The sequence below is a fragment of the Solirubrobacter soli DSM 22325 genome, assembly GCF_000423665.1.
Taxonomy (GTDB): Bacteria; Actinomycetota; Thermoleophilia; order Solirubrobacterales; family Solirubrobacteraceae; genus Solirubrobacter; species Solirubrobacter soli.
The window spans coordinates 151,062-168,998 of the sequence record NZ_AUIK01000029.1; the positions used below are offsets into that span (position 1 = coordinate 151,062).

The following is a 17,937-nucleotide window of genomic DNA, read 5'->3' on the forward strand; positions in this document are numbered from 1 at the left end:
GTAGCTTACGGTTATGTAACCAGCCATGGACGTGACGATCGCCATCGTCGGCAGCGGGTTCTCCGGGATCGGGCTCGCCGTCAACCTGCGCAGGGCGGGCGTCGAGGACTTCGTCGTTCTCGAACGTGGTGACGGCGTGGGCGGCACTTGGTATGCCAACACGTATCCGGGCTGTGCCTGCGACGTCCCGTCGAACCTGTACTCGTTCTCGTTCGCGCCCAACCCGGACTGGACGCGCACGTATTCCCGACAGCCTGAGATCCGCGCATACCTCGAACGCGTCGTGGACGAGTTCGGGGTGAGACCGAAGATCCGGCTGAACACGGCGGTACTCGAAGCCTCATGGCATGACGAGGGCCGCCGCTGGCAAATAGATACGTCAGCCGGGCGGTTCACCGCGAAAACGTTGGTCTCGGCCACCGGACCGCTGGTGGAGCCGCGGATCCCGGCCTTCCCGGGTCTCGAGCGTTTCGCCGGCCCGACGATGCACTCCGCCCGCTGGGACCACGACGTGGACCTGCGCGGGCTGCGGATCGCCTCGATCGGCACCGGCGCGTCGGCGATCCAGTACGTGCCGAAGGTCGCGGAGAACGCGGAACGGCTCTATGTCTTCCAGCGCACCGCGCCGTGGATCATGCCCCACAGCGCCCGCCCGGTGAGACCGATCGAGCGCCTCCTGTATCGCCGCCTCCCCGCCGTGCAGCGGGCGGTCCGTGCCGGGATCTACACGGCGCGCGAGCTGCTGGTGCTCGGGTTCGTCAAGCACCCGCGCGGGATGAAGCTGCTCGAGCGGATCGCGCGACAGCACCGCGCGCGGGCGTTGAAGGACCCCGAGCTGCTCGCGAAGACGACGCCGGGCTATACGGTCGGCTGCAAGCGCATCCTGCCGTCCAACGACTGGTATCCGGCGCTCGCGCGCGAGAACGTGGAACTGGTCACCGACGGCGTGGCGGAGATCCGCGAGCGCTCCGTGGTGACGACGTCCGGCCGTGAGCTCGAGGTCGACGCGCTGCTCTTCGGCACCGGTTTCGACGTCCTCGACACGCCGATCTCGCGGATCGTGCGCGGGCGCGACGGGCGGACGCTGGCCGACGTGTGGGCCGGCTCGCCGCACGCGCACATGGGCGCGACCGTCCCGGGCTTCCCGAACCTGTTCATGCTGCTCGGGCCGAACACCGGCCTCGGCCACAGCTCGATGGTCTACATGATCGAGTCCCAGATCGCCTACGTGATGGAGGCGATGGGCGCGGGCGACGTCGTCGAGGTCAAACCGGAGGCCGAGCGCGCGTACAACGAGGAGGTGCAGCGACGCATGGTGGGCACGGTCTGGAACACAGGCTGCTCGAGCTGGTACCAGGACGCCAAGGGCAACAACCCGACGCTGTGGCCGGACTGGACGTGGCGCTTCCGGCGCCGCGCGGCGCGCTTCGACGTCTCGGAGCATCTCGTCGCATGAAAGTCCTGATCACCGGCGCCGCGGGTGGCATCGGCACCGCTGCCACCGCCGAGCTGCGCCGCCGCGGGGCGACCGTCGTCGGGCTCGATCTGGCGGGCGCTGACATCGACTGCGACGTGCGCGACCAGGCCTCGGTGGACGCGGCGGTGGCGAGCGCGATCGAGCGGCTCGGCGGGCTCGACGTGCTGATCAACAACGCCGGCCTCGGCACCCCGCAGAGTGCCGCCGCCGCACCTGACGAGGACGCGCTCGACGTGCTCGCCGTGAACCTCGTCGGGCCGTGGCGGGTGACCGCGGCCGCGCTCCCCGCGCTGCGCGCCTCGCGCGGGCGCGTGATCAACGTCGCGTCGGGGCTCGCCCACATCACGGTCCCGTTCGCGCCCGCGTACACGATGAGCAAGCGCGGGGTCGTCGCCTACTCGGACTCGCTGCGGCTGGAGGAGGGCGACCGGATCACGGTCACCTCGGTCTATCCCGGCTACATCCGCACGCGCATCCACGAGCGCTCGACCGCCGCCGGGGTGCCGCTCGAGGGCGCGGTGCCGGTCGAACGGGTGCAGGACGCCGCCCGCGCGCTCACCCGCGCCGCGCTCGGCCCACCCGTCCGCGACCTCGCCACGACGCGCCAGGGCGAGCTGGGATACCGGCTTGCACGGCTTGTCCCACGCCGCGTCCTCGACCGGATCACGACCGCCCGGATGCGCAAGTTGGCGCAACGTGGGCATTTCGCCGCGTCGGGGTTGGCCGGTGATTACGCGGTCCGCCTGAGAGACTGACCCGAGCACGTCCGGAGCCCTGGCTAGGGTTCCGCAGCCCATGGTCCTGACGCTCTTGGCCTCCTCTTCGGATCTCCTCACCGCCCACCCGACGATCGGGTGCTCGACCGGCTACATGGACGACCTGCGCGAGGACTGGGACGGGCTGGTCGAGTCCGCGGCCCAGACCTCCGGGTTCGCGATCGAGCTGTCGGCGCTGTCCGAGGACGAGCTCGAGGGCCTCGTCGGGTTCCTGCGCTCCGCCCCACCGCTGCCGTTTCGCTTCGTGAGCGTCCACGGCCCGTCGAAGGACCGGCGGATGTCCGACGACGAGCTGGTCGCGCTGCTCGAGCAGCTGCCCGCGCGGGTGTCGGCGATCGTCATGCACCCGGACGCGATGGTCGACCTCGCGCCCTACCGGCGCCTCGGCCGCCGGCTGTGCCTCGAGAACATGGACGCGCGCAAGCCGATCGGCCGGACGGCGACCGAGCTGCGGCGCTACTTCGACGCGCTGCCCGACGCCCGGTTCTGCTTCGACATCGCCCACGCCAAGGCGGTCGACCCGTCGCTGGCCGTCGCGCGCGAGCTGCTGTCGGCCTTCTCGCTGCGGCTCAGCCACGTGCACCTGAGCTCGCTGGACGACGACCAGCACCACGTGCCGCTCACCGAGGCCGACCAGGAGGCCTTCGCCGCGGTGCTCAAGCGCTGCAGCGACGTGCCGTGGATCCTGGAAGCGCCGCCGATCTAGCGGATCCGGTCGGCGGGGTCGAGCGGCTGGAGGAGGCCGCGGGCGTCGCCTTCGATCACCTGCGCGCGGCGCGAGAGCTGACCGCGCGGCGCACCGCCGACGTCAGCGAGGTGCTCGGCCGGCTCGGGACGCTCGACGGCCTTTCGATCTGCGTCTTCGGCTCGTGGGCGCGCGAGGAGCTGACCACCGACTCCGACGACGACTGGGCGGTGCTGGTGGGACGGCCGTTCGCGCCGTATGACGCCGACGTGCTGCGCGAGGTCGTGGCCGCGCAGGCCGTGCTCGGCGAGGGCGAGCGCCGCCCGGGTACGCAAGCGGTGTTCGGCGGGCCGATCTGCGTGCCGGACCTGTGGGCGCGGATCGGCCTGGACGCGGACACCAACACGAACCTCACGCGCCGGATGCTGCTGCTGCTCGAGTCGCGCGAGCTGCACGGCGACGTGCGCCGCTCGGCGATCGAGCAGATCCTCGGCCGCTACCTGTACGAGTCGCACGCGCCCGGGCAGCCGCCGCGGTTCCTGCTCAACGATGTCGTCCGCTACTGGCGAACGATCTGCGTCGACTTCGAGGGCAAGGTCGCCGGCGGGCCGGACCCGAAGTGGGCGTCGCGCAACGCGAAGCTGCGCACCTCGCGCAAGCTGTTGTTCGCGGGCGGGCTCGTGCCGGTGCTGCTCTGCCACCTATGCGAGCCGTCCGCGACCGCGGGCTTCCTCACCCGCTGGTTCGACGCGCCGGCGCTGGACCGCGTCAGCACCGCGTTCGGATTCGCGGGGCTGATCGACGCGGGCGCGCGGGCGCTCGCCGCCTACGACCGCTGGGTGGGGCTGATGGCGCAGCCCGACGTCCGCGACGAGCTCGAGACGCTGACGTTCGCCACCCGCGACACCTCGACGCTCTACGCCGAGATCCGCGAGATCGGCCGCGAGTTCGAGGACGGCCTCGGCGCGCTGCTGTTCTCGTCGAGCCTCGGGCGCCTCACCCGCACCTACGCGATCTTCTGACGCTCCCATTGGTCGAAGATCAGATACGTCTGCACCGCCGCCACCTCGCGCCGGGCGGTCAGCTGGTCGAGGACGAAGTCGCGCAGCGCACCCGCACGCCGATGATCGCCGCCCGGGCCGCCGCCTCGACTTCACGACCGGCGTCGCGCTCCTCGGCCTCGCGGGCCTGATCGCGGCCGCCTAGAAGATCGGGAGCCACATGAACAGCGCGACCACGCCGATCATCAGCGCAACGGTCAGCACCATGGCGAGGATGAAGCGCAGGCGCACCAGGCGCGGCGGCGGCTCCTCCTTGGGGCGCGGCACGAACGGCTCGATCGCAGGCATGGTCAGAAGTTTGGCCGCTCAGGCGGCGTGTCGCAATGGGGAACGGTCCCCAACTAGAGCGAAACGACCACCCCGTCGCCGGCGGCGCGGTACAGCGCCTGGATCACGCGCGCCTGCGCGAGCGACTCCTCGCGGCCGAGTCGCGGCTCGCGGCCCTCGGCGATCGCGGCGCCGACCTCGTCGAGCTCGCGGCCGTAGGGGTCGACGGGCTCGGGGACGATCCGTTCGGTCTCCCCGCGGATCAGCAGGATCTCGGCGCCGGCCGGGGTCTGCCACGGCGAGGGGACGAGGATCGTGCCCTCGGAGCCGACGACCTCGATCGAGTGGCGGCGGTGGACGTCCATGCCACAGTCGAAGAGGCCGAGGACGTCGCTCTCGAAGCGCATGGTGCCGGCGAAGCGGATGTCGATCCCGCCGTCGCCGCCGAGCACCTGCTCGCCGCTGACGCGCACCGGCTCGCCACACAGCAGCCGCAGCGCGCTCACGCAGTAGCAGCCGACGTCCATCAGCGCGCCGCCCTCGAGCGCCGACTGCAGCCGGACGTTCTCGCTGCCGGAGATCCCGCCGAACCCGAACGACGCGCGGACGACGCGCACCTCTCCGACCGCGCCCTCGCGGACCAGCCGCACGAGCTCGTCGGTCTGGGGATGGAAGCGCCACATGAACGCCTCCATCAGCACGCGGCCCGCCCGCGCGGCCGCGTCGAACGCCTCGGTCACCTGCGCGGGGTCGCGCGAGAGCGGCTTCTCGCACAGCACGTGCTTGCCCGCCTCGAGCGCCCGCACGGACCAGGGCACGTGCATCGAGTTGGGCAGCGGGATGTACACCGCGTCGACCTCCGGGTCGGCGAGCAGGGCCTCGTAGGACCCGTGCGCGCGGTCGATCCCGTTGGCCGACGCGTACTCCTGGGCTCGCGCGAGGTCGCGCGAGCCCACTGCGACGATCTGGGCGTCCTCCGACGCGCTCGCGCCGTCGACAATGCGTTGCGCGATGCGCGCCGTCGAGAGGATGCCCCAGCGCGTCATCTACCGGTTGCCGCCGCCCTTCTGCGGGAGATGGCATCGACGCTGGCCGCGAGCAGGAGCACGAGGCCGTTGATGATGAACTGGATGCCCGACTTCTGCGTGACGAGCGGGAGGCCGTTGGCGATGATCGCCACCACCAGACCGCCGGTGATCGCGTCGTAGATCTTGCCGCGACCGCCGAACAGCGAGGTGCCGCCGATGACCGCCGCGCCCACCGCGTACAGCAGCGTCTGCGCACCACCGGTGGTGGGCGAGACGGAGTTGTCACGCGAGGCCAGCAGGATGCCGGCCACGACCGCGAGCGTCGAGCAGAGGATGAAGCAGGCCGTCTTGACGTTCGCGACGCCGATACCGGCGCGCCGGGCCGCCTCGGCGTTACCGCCGACGGCGTAGATGTGCCGGCCGAACGACGTCCGCATCAACATGAACGAGAGCACCACGACCAGCACGGTGACCAGCGGCACCACCCACGGCACGCCCTGGATCACGATCGGCGCGTTCGGGCGCTGACGCTCCTGGTTGAGCAGGTAGATCACCGCGAGCACGACGACCGCCAGCGCGATCACCTTGACCGCCCACACCGAGATCGCCGGCACCGGCAGGCCCGCCCGCTTGCGGGTCATGATCGCCCAGTAGGTCGCACCCGCGAACCCGGCGATCACGATGATCCCGAACAGCCAGCCGAGCCCGACGGCCATGTTCTTGTTCATGATCGTCAGGATCGCGTCGTTGCGGATCGGGATCGTCCCGCCCTCGCCGATGATCAACAACATCGCGCCTTGCAGGCCGAGGAAGAAGGCCAGCGACACGACGAACGACGGGATGCCCAGCCGCGCGACGAGCAGCGCGATCGCGAAGCCGATCGCCACGCCGGCGAGCAGCGCGGCCAGCACCGACAGCGGCCACGCCCAGTTGTGCTCGGTCAGCGTCACCGCGAGGATCGCGGCGCCGGTGCCGGCGGTGAAGCCGGCCGACAGGTCGATCTCGCCCAACAGCAGGACGAAGACCAGGCCCATCGCGAGGACCATGATCGCCGCGCCCTGGTTGAGCAGGTTGGCGAAGTTCTGCTCGGTCAGGAACGAGTCGGGCTCCATGATCCCGAACACGATCGCCAGCACGACACAGCCGAGAATGGCCGGCAGCGAGCCGAGGTCGCCGCCCTTGATGCGCTCCCAGTACGTGCCCGCGGCATCGCCGAGGCCTGCCTGGCCCGGCGTGGTCTCGATCTCGAACTGCGAGACGTCCTGTTGCTGCGTGGGAGTGCTCATACCGTCCCCACCGCCGCCGCCTCAGCCGGACGCAGCCCGATGTCACCGGACCGGCCGGCGGTGATCAGCTCGATGACCTGCGTGTTGTTGACGTCCTTGGCCCGGACCTGAGCGGCCATCTGCCCGAGGAACAGGCAGGCGATCGAGTCCGCGACCTGGAAGACGTCGTTCATGTTGTGCGTGATGAGTACCACGCCGAGCCCGTTCTCCGCGAGCCGGCGGACCAGGGCGAGCACCTGCTCGGTCTGGGCCACGCCGAGGGCGGCGGTCGGCTCGTCGAGGATCACCAGCTTGGAGTTCCACAGCACCGCGCGGGCGATCGCCACCGTCTGGCGCTGACCGCCCGACAACGAGGAGACGTTCTGGCGCAGCGAGCGCAGGGTGCGCACGCTGAGCGACTTCAGCGTCTCACCGGCCCGCTTCTCCATCTCGGTCTCGTTGAGCGTGATGCCCGACTTGACCTCGCGGCCGAGGAACATGTTGTGCACGACGTCGAGGTTGTCGCACAGCGCAAGGTCCTGATAGACGATCTCGATCCCGAGGTGGTTTGCGTCCTTCGGACCGTGGATCGTGACCGGCGAGCCCTCGAAGATCACCTCGCCGGAGTCGAACGGGTGGATGCCAGCGACGCACTTGATCAGGGTGCTCTTACCGGCGCCGTTGTCCCCCACGAGGGCGGTGACTTCCCCCGGACGAACGTCAAAATCCACATCCCGGAGGACGTGGACGGCACCGAAACTCTTATTGATCCCCCGGAGGGACAGCAGCTCGCGCTGCTGTCCCTCGGAAGCGCTACTCATCGCAAGCACCGCCCCACGATGCCCGAAACCGCACGCGCGGTCCCGCGGCAGCCGCTGGCCGGGCTCGTCATCCGCTGACGCCGTTCTTCTCGCAGGCCTTCTTCAGGGCATCAGTCGTGCAGATCTTGTCCGCGCTGGTGAAGCCGTCCGCGACCACGTCCTTGACGTTTTCGGGGAAGATCGCCTGCGGCTCGAGCAGCACGCTCTTGACCTGCTGCTTGGTCTCAGTGTCCTCGACCTGGCCCGTCGCCAACGCGTCGGCACCGGCCGTGTCGCCCTTCGCAAGCGCGATCGCCAGCTTGGAGGCCGCGTCGGCCTCCTTCTTGATCGCCTTGTACACCGTCATGCACTGCGTGCCCAACAGCACCCGCTGCAGACCTTCGTCGGTCGCGTCCTGACCCGTGGTCGGGATGTCCTTGGACGCGCCTTCACGCTTCAGGACCGCGGCGACCGCGCCGCCGAGACCGTCGTTGGCGGAGTCCACGCCGACGAACTTGCCGTTGGCCTTGGTGAACATCTGCTCGAAGATCGTGCCGGCCTTCGTGTTGTCCCAATCCGGCACGGACTGATCGGCCGCGATCGTGTAGCCCGCGTCCTTGATCGCCTTCTCGTAGCCCTGCTTGAACAGCGTCGCGTTGTTGTCGGTCGGCGAGCCGTTGAGCAGCGCCACCGGGCCGCTTGAGTCCCCGTTGGCCTGCATGCACTTCACGAGACCCTCGCCCTGCGCCGTGCCCACGGCGACGTTGTCGAAGGACACGTAGTACGACGCGCCGCCGCCGAGCGTCAGACGGTCATAGTCGATGACCGGCACGCCCTGCTGCTTGGCCTTGGCGATGACCGCCGCTGCCGACGGCGAATCAAGGTTCACGATCAGCAGCACGTTCGCGCCGCTGTTGAGCATCTGGTCGGCGATCGTCGCGAACTTCGCCTTATCACCGTTGGCGTTCTGGATGTCCGACTCCACGCCCGCGGCCTTGAACGCGTCCGCGAGCAGCGGACGGTCCGCGTTCTCCCAACGCGCCGAGGACTGCGTGTCGGGCAAGATCACCCCGACCTTGGCCTTCGCCTCCGGCGTAGAAGTGGCTCCGCTGCTCCCGCTCGAGCCCGAGCCCGAATTGTCGTCGCTACCACAGGCGGCGACGGTGAACGCGAGCGCACCGATCATTGCGGCGGCAGCGACCCGCGCGGACAGCTTGTGCTTCATGTACTCCCCTTCCTCCGGTTACCGCAGACTGGCGACTATCTGCGAATTCGAAGTATTCATAGCCGAATGCCGGAAAGTCAAGCCGTAGTTGCTTCTGCGCCCCTTCCTAACACCAGCGCAACAGCTCCCAACACTTCCGCACGATCTCCGAGTTCGCCCTGCACGACCGTGACGTCCTCCGCCGCGGAGCGGATCGCGCCACGAACCAGCGCTTCGCGTAGCGGTGCGAGCAGGAGCTCGCCCGCCGCGCCGAGGTCGCCTCCCACAACGACCCGGTGGGGGTTGAACAGATTGCAGAGGGTGGCCACCGCGGTGCCGATCGCGGCGCCCGCGTCGGCGATCGCCCGGCCGCAGCCGACGTCGCCGCGGATCGCCAGCGCGACCGCGTCCTGGAGCGTCAGCCCGTCGCCGTGGACGTCGCGCAGCGAGCTGAGGATCGCGGGCGCGCCGGCGAAGGTCTCCAGGCAGCCGCGGTTGCCGCAGCGGCAGATCGGGCCGCCGGGGTCGACCACGGTGTGCCCGAGCTCGCCCGCGGTACCGCCCGCCCCGACGTACGGCGCGTTGGCGACGATGAACCCGGCTCCTATACCGGTCGCGGCCTTGACGTAGGCCATGTGCGCGGCGCCACGGCCCGCGCCCCACATCCACTCGCCGAGGGCGCCGAGGTTGGCGTCGTTCTCGACCTCGACCGGCAGCTCGAGCGCCTCCGCCACCGCGTCCGCCGCGCGCGTCCCGGCCCAGCCGGGAAGGATCGTCGAGTTGCCGAGCTCGCCCGATGGCCGGTGCACCGGGCCGGGCAGGCCCAAGCCCACGCCGACCACCTCGCCACGTGCGACCTCGGCTTCGAGGAGCGCGTCGGCGAACACCTCCTTCGCCATCGCGATCGCTTCCTTGGCGGGCAGATCGGCGTCCAGCGCGCGGTGGCGCTCGGCCAGCAGCGCGTGCGAGAGGTCCGAGATCGCGAGCCGCAGGTGGCGCTTGCCGAAGTCGATCCCGGCGACGACGCCCGCCTTGCGATGCAGCGCGATCAGCACCGGCGGGCGGCCTACGGTCCCGCGCTCCGGCGGGTGCACGGGCTCGGCGGGCTCGACCACCAGGCCCGCCGCGTGAAGCTCAGAGACGACTGCCGACACGGTCGACGGGGCGAGTGCGGCACGGCGTGCAAGGTCCGCGCGCGACACGGCGCCGGCCTCGGCCAGCACCCCGACGACACGCGCGCGAGCGTCGCGGCGAGACGTCCTTTCCATCGGCGCGAACGCTACACGCGAAAGTGCCAGAACTACAAGGGGGTTAGATCGACAACGAACTAACCGGCCAGTGCAAGCCTGGTCGGGAGCGCGCGATCGGCCTCCGAGACGACCAAGGCGAGGGCGCCGAGGACCTGCGCACGCTCACCGAGGACGCCGGCGACGAGCTGGGCGCCGCGGCTGGTCTCCGGGAGCGCGGCGCGGGCGACCGACTCGCGGATGCCGTCGAGCAGCAGGTCGCCGGCCGCGGCGAGGTCGCCGCCGACGATCAGCATCTCCGGGTTCAACACATTCAGCAGCGTCGCCACCACTTGGCCGAGCGCGCGGCCCGCGTCGCCGATCACGCGGCGGCAGCCGGCGTCACCCTGCGTTGCCGCCTCGATCATCGCCGGGACCGTCAGGTCGTCGCCGTGCGAGCGGCGCAGCAGGTCGACCAGCGCGCCGGTCGCGGCGACGGTCTCCAGGCAGCCGCGGTTGCCGCAGCGGCAGACGATGCCGTCCGGGTTGACGAGCACGTGGCCGAGCTCGCCCGCCAGGCCCGCGCTGCCGCGGTACAGGCGGCCGTTGAGGATCAGCCCGGCGCCGATGCCGCTCGAGATCTTCAGGTAGATGAGGTCGCCGGCGTCGCGGCCGGCGCCGAACGCCGCCTCGGCCAGCGCGCCGAGGTTCGCGTCGTTGTCGACCATGACCGGCACGTCCAGGCGCTTGCGCAGCTCCTCGGCGGCGCCCATGCCGATCCAGCCGGGCAGGATCGCGGAGGAGCCGACGATGCCCTCGCCCTGGTCGACCGGGCCGGGCAGGCCCATGCCGGCGCCGATCACGGCCTCGCGCGCGACGCCGGCGTCGGCCAGCGTCTCGACGACGAGCTCGGCCGCCATCTCCAGGCCCTCGGTGGCGTCGTGGTCGGTGTCGAGCGGGCGGGTGCGTTCGGCGAGGATCGTCGACGCCAGGTCCGACACCGCGACGCGCAGATGCGAGTGGCCGAAGTCGACCCCGACGGCGGCGCCCGCGCTGGCGTCGAACGAGAGCAGGATCGGCGGCCGGCCGCCCTGCGCGCCGTACGCGCTGCCGGGCTCCGGGCGCTCGATCACCAGGCCGTCGGCCTGCAGGTCGGCGACCAGGCTGGAGACCGTGGAACGGCTCAGGCCCGTGCGGCGAGCGATGTCGGCACGCGAGATCTGGCCCTCGTCACGCAACGCGCGGATGACGCGAAGGCGATTGAGACGACGGAGCGATTCGAGTGAGCCGGCACGACCAGGGGGCATGTAAACGGTTCCATTGGAGCGAGAAAGGGACGGTCCGTCAACTTATCGACGGACCGCCTCCCCCAACCGGGTTACTGGACCGATTACCGGTACGCGTCAGCGGGCACGACGACGGTGCCGGCGATCTTGTCCTGCCAGCACTGCTTCTCCTTGTCCCAGAGCATCCAGAAGTACCCCAGGAAGAGCGGGATCGCCGCGATGTACTTGCCGATCTGGCGCAGGAAGCCGCGTCCGTAGCCGATCGCGCCGCCCTCGCGGAAGTCGTACACGCGGATGCCGAGCGCGCGCTTGCCGATCGTCTGACCGGTCGGGCCGCCCTCGAAGTACGTGTAGTAGCCGAGCGAGATGATCGTCTGGAAGAGGTAGTAGAGCCCGACGCTGTCCTTGAAGATCACGCGCAGGATCACCGTCGGGACGAGGAGGATCAGGCCGTCGAGGAACGCCGCGCCGAAGCGCTGCCAGAAGCCGGCGCGGGGTCCGCTAGGCCCGCTCGAGTAGGAGCCGGGAGGTGCCTGCGGTGCCTGTTCGTAGCTCATCGGTACGCGTCCGCCGGGACGACGACGTCATTGGCCGCCTTGTCATGCCAGCACTGCTTCTCCTTGTCCCAGAGCATCCACAGGTAGCCCAGGTAGAGGATCCAGCCACTCACGATCTGCATGAGGAGGCGGATGAACGCGCGGCCGTAGCCGATCGGGCCGCCACCGTTGAAGTCGATGATCTTGATCCCGCAGATCTGCTTGCCGTAGGTCGCGCCCTTCGGGCCGCCCGCGAAGTAGACGTAGTACGCGATCGCGCCGACGATCACGACGACATACGCCAGTACGGCGAGGCTCGAGCTGATGAGCGCGCAGACGAAGACGAGGATGAAGGCCGGGACGCCGACGATGAGGCCGTCGAGCAGGTAGGCGCCGAAGCGGATCCAGAACCCCGCGCGCGGGCCGCTGGGCCCGCTCTGATACGAGCCAGGTGGGGCCTGCGGGGCGGACTGGTATTGCGATGACATGACGGGGGCTGCTCCTCTCCTTGGGTGGGCCTCGTGCGGCTTATTGCCCGTTTTCTGTGTCTCTCATCCGTCCCCGCGCTTTTGCCGCCGCGAGGTGCTCCAGGAAGGCCTCGTCCCCGAGGCCGTGCTGCGCGCCCGCGACGAGCGGGCGCAGCCGTCCGGCCAGCTGCTCCGCCAGGGCGCGGCGCGCGCCCGGACGGAGTTGGTTGCGGCGTTCCAGGAACGACCGCACGGCGCCGGTCTCCTCCTCGCCGACGCCTGTGACGTCCCAGGTCGCGAAGCGATCCGGGCTGACATGCGGTGCTCCGGCACTCGCGTACACGGGCACCGTCTTGGTCTCGCGCACCACCAGCGTCCCCGCGGCGATGTCACCCAGCCGTTGGTTGTTCCTGGTCACCAGCACGCTGATCACGGCCGGTGCGTAGAAGAACAGGGCGAGCTCCAGCAGCCGGATGATGTTGCGGATCAGGCTCGCCCGCAGGCCCACCTGGCCGCCGCCGTCGGTCACGACGCGCAGCCCGGTCGCCCGCTTGCCGAGCGTGCGGCCGCCGCCGAGGACCTCGAACAGCGTGAAGTAGGCGACGTTGATCACCAGGACGGCGGTGACGAAGATGATCGTCGCCGCGATGCCCCCGGCCAGCCACAGCACGGCCAGCACGACGATCAGGTACGCGACGCCGATGATCGAGTAGTCGAGCGCCCCGGCCATGAAGCGCGAGCCGATCCCCGCCAACGGGAGGGCGAGTTGCACGCCCTCCGGCGTCGAAATAGTGCGGCGATCCTCATACTCCATGTGGGGTGCCCATCATGCCTGGATCAACGGCGGCTGTGGATCTTTGAGTCCTGAGCGGTTCGCGGCCGAACGACAAGCCGCCTGGGAAGAGCTCGAGAACGCGCTGCGACAGGCCGGCGACCGGCCCGAGAAGCTGGGGCGCGCCGGCGTCCGGCGGCTCGGCACGCTGTACCGCGCGGCGGCGGCCGACCTCGCGTTCGCGCGCCGCCGCTTTCCGCGCGACCCGCTGGTCGCGCGGCTGGAGGCGCTCGTGCTGCGGGCCCGGGCGACGGTCTACGCGCGCTCTGGCCGCCGGGCCTCGATCGTCTCGTTCCTCACCCGCGGGTACTGGCGGCGACTGGCCGAGCGTCCGATGCTGATCCTCGTCGCGTGGCTGCTGCTGGCCGGTCCCGCTCTGGCAGGTGGCGCGTGGGGCGCGGCCGACCCCGCCACGGCCGCGGGCCTGATCCCCGCGCAGTTCCAGGCCGCCGCCGACCCGCCGCCCGAGGGCCGCGACTACGACCCGGCGACCGCCTCGGCGTTCTCGTTCCAGGTGATGTTCAACAACATCCAGGTGACGCTGGTCGCGTTCGCCGGCGGAATCACGTTCGGAGTACTGACGGTCTACGCACTGTTCTTCAACGGCCTGCTGTTGGGGGTGATCGGCGGGCTCGCCATCGGCGCGGGGAACGGCACGGCCTTCCTGCGCCTGATCTCCTCGCACGGGCCGCTGGAGATCTCGTGCATCGTCGTAGGCGGGATCGCGGGACTGCGGGTCGGGTGGGCGCTGATCCGGCCGGGGCCGCTGCGGCGCGCGACGTCGCTGCGGCGCGAGGCGCTGCCCGCGGTCGAGATCGCCGCGGGCACGATCCCGTGGCTCGTCCTGTGCGGCTTCCTGGAGGGCTTCGCCACCGGCCCGGATCTCCCGGTCGCCCTTCAGGCGACCCTGGGCGCGACGCTGTTCGTGATCTTCTGGTCGCTCGTGTACTTCAGAGGACGGCGCGCGACTTCGCCCGCAGATAGGCGGCGACGACGGTCGCGGGCAGCCGGTCCGGCGGTGCTTCGAGCACCCGCGCCCCGGCAGCCTTGAGCTGCGCGGCGACGCGGCCGCGCGCCTGGAGGACGTCGCGCGCGATCACGCCCCGCGCGTCGTCGGCGTCGGCGAGCTCGGCCAGCGCGGGATCGCTGGGGCTCGCGACGACGACGGCGTGCCGGCGCGACAGGACCGGGACGGCCTCGACGAGCGGGCGGGCGGCGGCCTCTTCCAGGAGGTCGGTGAAGACGACCACGAGGGCGCGCTTGGCGCCCTCGGCGCGGCGGAACGCGGCCTCGTAGTCACTGTCGAGCGGGCGCGGCTGCAGGTCGAAGAGCGCGCGCACCATGACCTGCCCGCCCGCGCGGCGCGGCGTCAGTGCGATCCGGACCTCCTGGTCGAACGCGACGGCGCCGGTGCGGTCGCCGAGCTCGTCGGCCACGAACGCGAGCGCCGTGGCCGCGTCGAGGCACGCGTCGAGGACGTTGAGGTCGCCGAGCGGAGCGGCGCTCAGGCGCCCGGCGTCGAGCAGCAGCTGCAGGTCGCGGTCCTGCTCGAGCCGGTACTGGTTGCTCATCGGCCGCCCGAGCCGCGCGGTGGCGCGCCAGTTGACCTGGCGGATGTCGTCGTCGGGCTGGTAGTCGCGGATCAGCTCGAACTCGGTGCCGAGGCCGAGCGGCCCGCGCGCCGTGGCGCCCTGGTCGCGGAAGCGGCCGCGCGCGACCGCCAGCGCGAGCCGCCGCGCGGTCTTCAGGTCGGGGAAGACGCGCACGTCGAGCGCGGTCCCGATCGTGTGGTCCCAGCGGGCGAGGCCGAGCGGGCCGGTCGAGCGGGTCGCGACGGCCGGAAGCGTGTGCCGGCCGCGGCGCGTGGCGGTCACGGTGGCGGTGAGCTCGCCGTCGCCCTCGCGTGGGGCGATCGTCAGCTCGGGCGGCGCGGGCTGCCGGAGGCGCACGGTCGACCCCGCGGGCGCGTTCGCCCGAATCATCATCTGTGCAGGGATTCCGCGCGAGAAGACCGCAGGAATCTGACGGTCGACTTGAGGTTTACGGTTGGCCGATCTGGCGTCGATGACGACCGCGACCAGCAACGCGAGCGCCGCGAGGCCGACGATCGGGAGCGGGACGAGCAACGCCGCCAGCGCGATCACGCCGAAGGCGATCACGGTGCGCGGCGCAGGCGTCATCGCGGCACCGGCACGTCTTCCAGCGCGGTGCGGATCGCGCCCGCGGCGGTCGCGCGCTCGAGCTCGGCCTCCGGGGTGAGGACGAGGCGGTGGCGGAGGACCGGGGCGGCCATGCGCGAGACGTCGTCAGGGGTGACGTAGGCGCGGCCGGCGAGGCGCGCGGCGGCCTTCGCCGCGCCGAGCAGGTGCACGGCGGCGCGCGGGCTCGCCCCGAGCGCGACGCTCGGCAGCTCGCGGGTGCGGCGGACGATCGCGACCACGTAGCCGACGACCTCCTCGGTGATCTCGGTGGCGTCGACCTCCGCGCGGGCGTTTCGCAGGTCCTCGGCGCTCGCCACCGGCTGCACGTCGTCGAGCGCGGCGGGCACAAGGCCGCGGCGCTGGAGGCGCAGCATCGCGCGCTCCTCGTCGGCGCTCGGGTAGCCGATCGCGACGTGCACGAGGAAGCGGTCGCGCTGCGCCTCGGGCAGCGGGTAGGTGCCTTCGTACTCGACCGGGTTCTGGGTCGCGAGCACGAGGAACGGGTCCGGGAGCGCGTGGCTGACGCCGTCGACGGTCACCTGGCCCTCCTGCATGGCCTCCAACAGCGCCGCCTGGGTCTTCGGGGGCGTGCGGTTGATCTCGTCGGCGAGGACGACGCCGGCGAAGACCGGCCCCGGGCGGAAGACGAGCTCGCCCGCGCGCAGCGCCATCGTGCCGGTGACGTCCGACGGGAGCATGTCCGGCGTGAACTGCAGGCGCCGGAACTCGATCCCCAGCGCGCGGGCGGTCGCTCCCGCCAGGAGCGTCTTCGCCGTGCCGGGGACGCCCTCGAGCAGCACGTGCCCGCCGAGCGCGAGCGCCGCGAGCATGTCCTCCAGCGCCTCGGCCTGGCCGACGACGACCTTGCGTACCTCGCCCGCGACGCGGGCGTGCAGCTCCTTCACGACGATCGCTCCTTGTCCTTGTCCGGTTTCGCCCGCTCGAGCGCGGCGGCGAGCGCGTCGACGTAGGCCATCCGCGGCGGCGGCGGCTCGGTGTCCGGGTCCTCGGGAGGGCCGAACCGCCGGCCTGCGGTCCACACCGCGAGCAGCGCGGTCAGCGCGAGCCCGAGCAGCGCCCACTTCACCTGCGCCGGCAGGCCGCTGAACCCGCGCGAGACCCCGTAGCCGTGCACGGTCTCCAGGAACGCGACCGTCCGCTTCTCGCCGCCCGCGAGCGCCAGACCGAGCGCCGCCCCGTCGCCCTGGTCGATCCCGCCGTTGGTCAGCGGCGTCGCGTCGGCGAGCAGGGAGACGTTGCCGCGGCCTTCGCGAGTGGTGACGAGCAGCGGCCCGTCCGCCGGGCCGATCACGGGCAGCGCGGGGCCGAGCTCGTGCCACCCGCCGCCGTCGGAGGCGACCGCGTCCACGCCGGTGGTCACCCCCACCGGCACGAGCGTGCGCCGCTTCCCGCCGTCCCCGGACTCCCAGGTCGGCGGGTCGGTGAGCACCTCCTCCAGCCACGACGCGTCGCCGGCCCCGCCCGCGACGAGGTTCCCGCCTGAGCGCACCCAGTCGCCGATCGCGCGCGCCTCCTCCGGCTCCATCACGTCCGGATCGAGCACGACGAGCGTCTGATCGGTCGGTGGCCGCTCGTCGGCGACGCGCGTGCGCACCCGCCGTACCGCGTGCCCGTTGCGCTGCAGCACCGACGCGTACGCCGCCAGCCCCTGCGGCGTGGTCGCATACGAGGACGACGGCGGCCCGCTCGGCTCGGGCGTGAGCCGGTCGACGATCACCAGCACGATCGCGAAGCCGACGAGCGCCGCGGCGATGCCGAGCGCGAGCCGCACCCGTCCGTCACGAGGCATCACCACCCACCCCCCACCAAGGGGTCAGACCCTTTAGTGCGGCTACGCAGGTGTTTCACGCAGCGGCCTTTGTTGAGGGGTCAGACCCTTTAACTATGCGCGGCCAGCGCTCGCGGGCGGCGGCGAGGTCGTCCGGCAGCGGAGGGCGGCCGCCGTAGACGACGTCGTCGAAGGTCGCGGCCAGCGCGTCGAAGTCGTCGTCACGGAGGCTGCGGCGGACCTCGTAGGTCGAGATCGACGGGCGGAACTCGATCGCCCCACGCGCGTCGAGGCGGAGCAGGCCCGCGCGGAAGCGCAGCCGCAGGGCGCGTTCGAGGTCCCCGGCGGCCTCCGCCTCGTCGGCGCGCCGCTCGAGCGCCCGCGGGTCCTCGTCGCGCGCGGCCGCGAGTGCCTGCTGCTGCGCGGCGGACGCGCGGACGCGGGTCGTCAGGAAGCGACGCGAGACGAAGACCGCGAGCACCACGACGACCGCGGCGAGCAGCGCCCACGCGGGCCCGGGCCCGAGCCCGAGGAACCCGAGGTCCGGCACGAGGTCGCGCAGCCAGCGGATGATCCCCCGGAACGGCCCGGGCACCTCCGTCTCGTGGAACCGCCGCTCGGCGAGCACCTCGCGCGCGTCCTGCGCCGGATCGCGACCGCCGGGAACGACCTCGTGGTCGGCCGCGAGCGCCCGCAACCGCGCCTCGAGCGCCTCCCCCCGCGCGCCCTGCAGCGCGCCCGCGACATCGACCCGCCGCCCGTCCACGGCGGTGACGTCGCGCAGCCGCGAGAGCGCGCCGGGATCGTCGACCGCCTCCGCGGCGAGCGAGCGGAGCTCGGCGGCCGAGACCTCCGACGCCCACGCGGGGCCGGCCGCCAAGAGCAGCGCGAAGAGGGCGGCGACGAGGGCGAGGGCCGCGCGAAGCCGGGCGGGCGTGGCCGCCGCGCGAGGCCGCGCGGGCGGGGCGGCCGCGCGGCGCGGGGCAGCGGCCGGCGGGGGTGCCGCGCGAAGCCGCGCGGGCGTGGCCGCCGCGCGA

General features: G+C 71.8%; 19 protein-coding genes. 5 read left to right on the top strand and 14 right to left on the bottom strand.

What is annotated here, in order from left to right; all coding sequences use genetic code 11:
* The first annotated feature begins 25 nt into the window (after window positions 1–25).
* Genes G569_RS0123970 through G569_RS0123985 form a run of 4 tightly spaced genes read left to right on the top strand, consistent with a single transcriptional unit; the run spans window position 26 to window position 3,960 of the window.
* Window positions 26–1,456 carry a flavin-containing monooxygenase gene (locus G569_RS0123970; protein ID WP_028065308.1) on the top strand — a complete coding sequence of 477 codons (1,431 nt, stop codon included), beginning with the start codon at window positions 26–28 and terminating at the stop codon, window positions 1,454–1,456.
* The gene (locus G569_RS51070) at window positions 1,453–2,232 is read left to right on the top strand and encodes an SDR family NAD(P)-dependent oxidoreductase (protein WP_037498642.1); all 780 of its coding nucleotides are present in this window, start codon (window positions 1,453–1,455) and stop codon (window positions 2,230–2,232) included. Before G569_RS0123970 ends, G569_RS51070 begins: the two co-directional genes overlap by 4 nt.
* A gap of 40 nt (window positions 2,233–2,272) precedes the next feature.
* Window positions 2,273–2,959 (top strand): IolE/MocC family protein, encoded by a 687-nt coding sequence (locus G569_RS51075; RefSeq protein ID WP_053226891.1) that lies wholly within the window; start codon window positions 2,273–2,275, stop codon window positions 2,957–2,959.
* Window positions 2,932–3,960: a hypothetical protein gene (locus G569_RS0123985; protein WP_028065309.1), complete on the top strand. Its 1,029-nt coding sequence runs from the start codon at window positions 2,932–2,934 to the stop codon at window positions 3,958–3,960. Before G569_RS51075 ends, G569_RS0123985 begins: the two co-directional genes overlap by 28 nt.
* Window positions 3,961–4,140: 180 nt before the next feature.
* On the opposite strand, the gene G569_RS62930 is transcribed toward G569_RS0123985, so the two are convergent.
* From G569_RS62930 to G569_RS0124040, 10 genes are all read right to left on the bottom strand, one after another.
* A complete protein-coding gene (locus tag G569_RS62930; protein WP_157592266.1) occupies window positions 4,141–4,287 on the bottom strand; it encodes a hypothetical protein in 147 nt (48 codons plus the stop codon).
* Between the two features lie 53 nt (window positions 4,288–4,340).
* The gene (locus tag G569_RS0124000) at window positions 4,341–5,312 is read right to left on the bottom strand and encodes a Gfo/Idh/MocA family protein (RefSeq protein WP_028065310.1); all 972 of its coding nucleotides are present in this window, start codon (window positions 5,310–5,312) and stop codon (window positions 4,341–4,343) included.
* A complete protein-coding gene (locus G569_RS51080) occupies window positions 5,309–6,580 on the bottom strand; it encodes a sugar ABC transporter permease (protein WP_084285458.1) in 1,272 nt (423 codons plus the stop codon). The genes G569_RS0124000 and G569_RS51080 overlap by 4 nt, the downstream gene beginning before the upstream one ends.
* Complete coding sequence (locus tag G569_RS0124010; protein WP_037498645.1) at window positions 6,577–7,380, bottom strand: ATP-binding cassette domain-containing protein; 804 nt, start codon at window positions 7,378–7,380, stop codon at window positions 6,577–6,579. The genes G569_RS51080 and G569_RS0124010 overlap by 4 nt, the downstream gene beginning before the upstream one ends.
* A gap of 67 nt (window positions 7,381–7,447) precedes the next feature.
* The gene (locus tag G569_RS0124015) at window positions 7,448–8,584 is read right to left on the bottom strand and encodes a sugar ABC transporter substrate-binding protein (RefSeq protein ID WP_053226892.1); all 1,137 of its coding nucleotides are present in this window, start codon (window positions 8,582–8,584) and stop codon (window positions 7,448–7,450) included.
* Window positions 8,585–8,661: 77 nt separating this feature from the next.
* Entirely contained in the window at window positions 8,662–9,831 is a 1,170-nt protein-coding gene (locus G569_RS51085) for an ROK family protein (RefSeq protein ID WP_037498648.1), read from the bottom strand.
* Between the two features lie 59 nt (window positions 9,832–9,890).
* Window positions 9,891–11,096 (bottom strand): ROK family transcriptional regulator, encoded by a 1,206-nt coding sequence (locus G569_RS51090; RefSeq protein ID WP_037498651.1) that lies wholly within the window; start codon window positions 11,094–11,096, stop codon window positions 9,891–9,893.
* 83 nt (window positions 11,097–11,179) lie between these two features.
* Window positions 11,180–11,632 carry an RDD family protein gene (locus G569_RS51095; protein WP_037498653.1) on the bottom strand — a complete coding sequence of 151 codons (453 nt, stop codon included), beginning with the start codon at window positions 11,630–11,632 and terminating at the stop codon, window positions 11,180–11,182.
* Window positions 11,629–12,099, bottom strand: coding sequence for an RDD family protein (locus tag G569_RS51100; RefSeq protein ID WP_053226894.1), 471 nt, complete (start codon window positions 12,097–12,099; stop codon window positions 11,629–11,631). Before G569_RS51100 ends, G569_RS51095 begins: the two co-directional genes overlap by 4 nt.
* Window positions 12,100–12,139: 40 nt before the next feature.
* Window positions 12,140–12,892 carry an RDD family protein gene (locus G569_RS0124040; RefSeq protein ID WP_084285460.1) on the bottom strand — a complete coding sequence of 251 codons (753 nt, stop codon included), beginning with the start codon at window positions 12,890–12,892 and terminating at the stop codon, window positions 12,140–12,142.
* Between G569_RS0124040 and G569_RS61435 the strand changes: the two genes are divergently transcribed.
* On the top strand, window positions 12,891–13,961 hold the full coding sequence (locus G569_RS61435) for a stage II sporulation protein M (protein ID WP_157592267.1): 1,071 nt from the start codon (window positions 12,891–12,893) through the stop codon (window positions 13,959–13,961). The two genes, G569_RS0124040 and G569_RS61435, sit on opposite strands and share 2 nt — an antisense overlap.
* Here G569_RS61435 and G569_RS51105 read toward each other — a convergent pair.
* The 4 genes from G569_RS51105 to G569_RS51110 all read right to left on the bottom strand — a co-directional run.
* The gene (locus tag G569_RS51105) at window positions 13,861–15,090 is read right to left on the bottom strand and encodes a DUF58 domain-containing protein (protein ID WP_053226896.1); all 1,230 of its coding nucleotides are present in this window, start codon (window positions 15,088–15,090) and stop codon (window positions 13,861–13,863) included. The genes G569_RS61435 and G569_RS51105 overlap by 101 nt on opposite strands.
* A complete protein-coding gene (locus G569_RS0124055) occupies window positions 15,087–16,016 on the bottom strand; it encodes an AAA family ATPase (RefSeq protein WP_028065315.1) in 930 nt (309 codons plus the stop codon). Before G569_RS0124055 ends, G569_RS51105 begins: the two co-directional genes overlap by 4 nt.
* Window positions 16,013–16,921, bottom strand: a complete 909-nt coding sequence (locus G569_RS0124060) for a DUF4350 domain-containing protein (protein ID WP_157592268.1) — start codon at window positions 16,919–16,921, stop codon at window positions 16,013–16,015. The genes G569_RS0124055 and G569_RS0124060 overlap by 4 nt, the downstream gene beginning before the upstream one ends.
* Window positions 16,922–16,976: 55 nt before the next feature.
* The coding region (locus G569_RS51110; RefSeq protein ID WP_157592269.1) for a DUF4129 domain-containing protein at window positions 16,977–17,937 on the bottom strand (961 nt) is incomplete at its 5' end.

Bases quoted from the DNA above. Each gene is read 5' to 3' on its own strand.
- G569_RS51095 (WP_037498653.1), bottom strand. From the start codon at position 11,632: ATGAGCTACGAACAGGCACCGCAGGCACCTCCCGGCTCCTACTCGAGC.
- G569_RS51070 (WP_037498642.1), top strand. From the start codon at position 1,453: ATGAAAGTCCTGATCACCGGCGCCGCGGGTGGCATCGGCACCGCTGCC.
- G569_RS62930 (WP_157592266.1), bottom strand. From the start codon at position 4,287: ATGCCTGCGATCGAGCCGTTCGTGCCGCGCCCCAAGGAGGAGCCGCCG.
- G569_RS51075 (WP_053226891.1), top strand. From the start codon at position 2,273: ATGGTCCTGACGCTCTTGGCCTCCTCTTCGGATCTCCTCACCGCCCAC.
- G569_RS51090 (WP_037498651.1), bottom strand. From the start codon at position 11,096: ATGCCCCCTGGTCGTGCCGGCTCACTCGAATCGCTCCGTCGTCTCAAT.
- G569_RS0124040 (WP_084285460.1), bottom strand. From the start codon at position 12,892: ATGGAGTATGAGGATCGCCGCACTATTTCGACGCCGGAGGGCGTGCAA.
- G569_RS0124010 (WP_037498645.1), bottom strand. From the start codon at position 7,380: ATGAGTAGCGCTTCCGAGGGACAGCAGCGCGAGCTGCTGTCCCTCCGG.
- G569_RS0124015 (WP_053226892.1), bottom strand. From the start codon at position 8,584: ATGAAGCACAAGCTGTCCGCGCGGGTCGCTGCCGCCGCAATGATCGGT.
- G569_RS51105 (WP_053226896.1), bottom strand. From the start codon at position 15,090: ATGACGCCTGCGCCGCGCACCGTGATCGCCTTCGGCGTGATCGCGCTG.
- G569_RS51085 (WP_037498648.1), bottom strand. From the start codon at position 9,831: ATGGAAAGGACGTCTCGCCGCGACGCTCGCGCGCGTGTCGTCGGGGTG.
- G569_RS61435 (WP_157592267.1), top strand. From the start codon at position 12,891: ATGTGGGGTGCCCATCATGCCTGGATCAACGGCGGCTGTGGATCTTTG.
- G569_RS0124000 (WP_028065310.1), bottom strand. From the start codon at position 5,312: ATGACGCGCTGGGGCATCCTCTCGACGGCGCGCATCGCGCAACGCATT.
- G569_RS51100 (WP_053226894.1), bottom strand. From the start codon at position 12,099: ATGTCATCGCAATACCAGTCCGCCCCGCAGGCCCCACCTGGCTCGTAT.
- G569_RS0124060 (WP_157592268.1), bottom strand. From the start codon at position 16,921: ATGCCTCGTGACGGACGGGTGCGGCTCGCGCTCGGCATCGCCGCGGCG.
- G569_RS51080 (WP_084285458.1), bottom strand. From the start codon at position 6,580: ATGAGCACTCCCACGCAGCAACAGGACGTCTCGCAGTTCGAGATCGAG.
- G569_RS0123970 (WP_028065308.1), top strand. From the start codon at position 26: ATGGACGTGACGATCGCCATCGTCGGCAGCGGGTTCTCCGGGATCGGG.